Origin of the sequence: Streptomyces sp. NPDC001985, from assembly GCF_040296845.1 — a bacterium.
GTDB lineage: Bacteria > Actinomycetota > Actinomycetes > Streptomycetales > Streptomycetaceae > Streptomyces.
In genome coordinates this window covers 1-3460 of sequence record NZ_JBEOYB010000172.1, presented here as the reverse complement: position 1 = coordinate 3460, position 3460 = coordinate 1, and the positions used below count along the sequence as shown (strand labels likewise).

The 3460-nt window shown below is 71.3% G+C and carries 1 protein-coding gene; it reads left to right on the top strand.

All coding sequences use genetic code 11. The features are described 5' to 3' along the window. The first annotated feature begins 454 nt into the window (after nt 1-454). Nucleotides 455-3322, top strand: a complete 2868-nt coding sequence (gene leuS / locus ABT122_RS33365; RefSeq protein WP_351559911.1) for a leucine--tRNA ligase — start codon at nt 455-457, stop codon at nt 3320-3322. The last annotated feature ends 138 nt before the right edge of the window (nt 3323-3460 follow it).

Sequence of the window (3460 nt, the reverse complement as noted above, 5' to 3'; positions counted from 1 at the left end):
GGGGGGGTCCGCGCCCCGGCCGGCCGGCGTGCGTCTCTGTCTCCACCCCCCCCTCCCCCCCCGGGTGCGGGGGGGGCCCCCCCCCCGGGGGGGGCCCCCCCCCGCCTCTTCTCGTATGTCTCAACTGCGACCACGGCCCGCCGCCTTGCGCGCGACCCCGGCAGCCCGGCCCGCCCGTCCCGCTCGCTTGGCGAGCCCGCCCGGCCCGCCCCCCGCCGGGCCGCCCCGGTGCCGCCACCCGGCCGGAGCGGCGTCCGGATCGTCCGCTGCGGTACCCTGACGCCATGCGTGCCGTACGCCTTCTGCTTAGCGAGCCGCGCTGATCAGTCCCGACGGATGAAGAGATCCGGTCGGCATCGGCGCGGCGTCCCCTCCTGTGTGAGGGGTCCTTTTGTTTGTGGCCAAGCCCGCCCACGAACCGCTGGCAGAGACGATCGATGGAGCTTTAAGGATCATGAGCGAGACGAATTCTGCTGCTTCCGCTGCCGAGGTGGCCGCCCCCCACCGCTACACGGCCGCGATGGCCGCCGACATCGAGGCACGCTGGCAGGACTTCTGGGACGCCGACGGCACGTACGAGGCCCCCAATCCGAGCGGTGACCTCGCCGGGGACCCCGCGCTGGTGGCCCGGCCCAAGAAGTTCATCATGGACATGTTCCCGTACCCCTCGGGCGCCGGGCTGCACGTCGGACACCCCCTGGGCTATATCGCCACGGATGTCTTCGCCCGCCACCAGCGCATGACCGGGCACAACGTCCTGCACACCCTGGGCTTCGACGCCTTCGGCCTGCCCGCCGAGCAGCACGCCATCGCCACCGGAACGCACCCCCGGGTGTCGACCGAGGAGGCCATGGCGAACATGAAGCGCCAGCTGCGCAGGCTGGGCCTGGGCCACGACCAGCGCCGGTCGGTCGCCACGATCGACCCGGAGTACTACAAGTGGACCCAGTGGATCTTCCTCCAGATCTTCAACTCCTGGTACGACGAGACCGCGGGGAAGGCCCGCCCGATCGCCGAGCTGGTCGCCCAGTTCGAGAGCGGCGAGCGCGCCGTCCCCGGCTCCGCGCGCCCCTGGAGTGAGCTGAGCGCCGTCGAGCGCTCCGATGTCCTCGGCCAGTACCGGCTGGCGTACGCCTCCGAGGCGCCGGTCAACTGGTCGCCCGGCCTGGGCACCGTACTGGCGAACGAGGAGGTCACCGCCGACGGCCGCTCCGAGCGCGGCAACTTCCCGGTCTTCAAGGCCAAGCTGCGCCAGTGGAACATGCGCATCACCGCCTACGCCGACCGGCTGCTCGGCGACCTGGACGCCCTGGACTGGCCCGAGGCGATCAAGCTCCAGCAGCGCAACTGGATCGGCCGCTCCGAGGGCGCGCGCGTCGACTTCGCCGTCGAGGGCCACGAGAGCGCGCGGGTCACGGTCTTCACCACCCGCCCGGACACCCTGTTCGGCGCCACCTACATGGTGCTGGCGCCCGAGCACGGCCTGATCGACTCGATCCTGCCCGCCGAGTGGCCCCAGGGAGTCAAGGAGGCGTGGACCGGCGGCGCCGCCACTCCGGCGGAGGCCGTCTCCGCCTACCGCAAGCAGGCGCAGAACAAGAGCGACGTCGAGCGGCAGACCGAGCACAAGGACAAGACGGGCGTCTTCAGCGGCGCGTACGCGCTCAACCCCGTCACCGGCACGCGGATTCCGGTCTTCGTCGCCGACTACGTCCTGATGGGCTACGGCACCGGCGCGATCATGGCCGTCCCCGGCCAGGACGAGCGGGACTGGGAGTTCGCCGAGGCGTTCGGCCTGCCGATCATCCGTACCGTGCAGCCGCCGCGGGACTGGGAGGGCGAGGCGTTCACCGGCCAGGGGCCGGCGATCAACTCCGCCAACGACGAGATCTCCCTCGACGGCCTGGAGGTCGCCGAGGCCAAGGCGCGGATCACCCAGTGGCTGTCCGAACGCGGCATCGGCGAGGGCACCGTCAACTTCCGGCTGCGCGACTGGCTCTTCAGCCGTCAGCGGTACTGGGGCGAGCCCTTCCCGATCGTCTACGACGAGGACGGCGTCGCGCACGCGCTGCCGGAGTCGATGCTGCCGCTGGAGCTGCCGGAGGTCGACGACTACTCGCCGCGCACCTTCGACCCCGACGACGCCGACTCCCGGCCCGAGACCCCGCTCTCGCGCAACGAGGAGTGGGTCGATGTCACGCTGGACCTCGGCGACGGCCCCCGCAGGTACCGCCGCGAGACCAACACCATGCCCAACTGGGCCGGCTCCTGCTGGTACGAACTGCGCTATCTCGACCCGCACAACAGCGACCGGCTGGTCGCCCCGGAGATCGAGCGGTACTGGATGGGACCGCGCGAGGGCATGCCCCACGGCGGCGTCGACCTGTACGTGGGCGGCGCCGAGCACGCCGTACTGCATCTGCTGTACGCGCGGTTCTGGTCCAAGGTCCTCTTCGACCTGGGACACATCTCGTCCCCCGAGCCGTTCCACAAGCTCTACAACCAGGGCATGATCCAGGCCTATGTCCACCGCGACAGCCGGGGCTTCCCGGTCCCGGCCACCGAGGTCGAGGAGCGCGAGGACGGCACCTTCCACCACGGGGGCGAGCCGGTCAGGCGCGAGCTGGGCAAGATGGGCAAGTCCCTGAAGAACGCGGTCACGCCGGACGAGATCGCCGCCGAGTACGGAGCGGACACGCTGCGGCTGTACGAGATGGCGATGGGCCCCCTGGACGTCTCCCGTCCCTGGGACACCCGCGCGGTCGTCGGCCAGTACCGGCTGCTCCAGCGGCTGTGGCGCAATGTCGTCGACGAGTCGACGGGTGAGGTCACCGTCGTCGACGAGGAGGCGGCCGAGCCGGTGCTGCGCGCCCTGCACAAGGCCATCGACGGTGTCGGCCAGGACATGGCGGCGCTGCGTTTCAACACCGCCATCGCCAAGATCACCGAGCTGAACAACCACCTCACCAAGGCGGGCGGCCCGCTGCCCCGGAGCGTGGCCGAGCGGCTGGTGCTGCTGATCGCGCCGCTCGCCCCGCACGTCGCCGAGGAGCTGTGGCGCAGGCTGGGCCACACCGACTCGGTGGTGCACCAGGACTTCCCGGTCGCCGACCCGGCGTATGTCGTGGACGAGTCCGTGATCTGCGTGGTGCAGATCAAGGGCAAGGTCAAGGCGCGGCTGGAGGTCTCCCCGTCGATCGCGCAGGACGAGCTGGAGAAGCTGGCGCTGGGTGACGCGGCGGTGGTCGCGGCGCTGGGCGGCGCGGGGATTCGCAAGGTGATCGTGCGGGCGCCGAAGCTGGTCAATATCGTCCCCGAGTAGTCGGAAACGAACAGTCGGACACGAACCAGGGGGCCGGGGCCTCGGGGCCACCCCGAGGCCCCCCGCCCCGCGGTGGGGGGGTGCCCGGACGGGCGGGTGGGGGGGGGAGGGCAACCCTTGGGCTGGCTGGTTAGATTA

Coding starts and splice junctions, on each gene's coding strand:
- leuS (WP_351559911.1), top strand. CDS start 455: ATGAGCGAGACGAATTCTGCTGCTTCCGCTGCCGAGGTGGCCGCCCCC.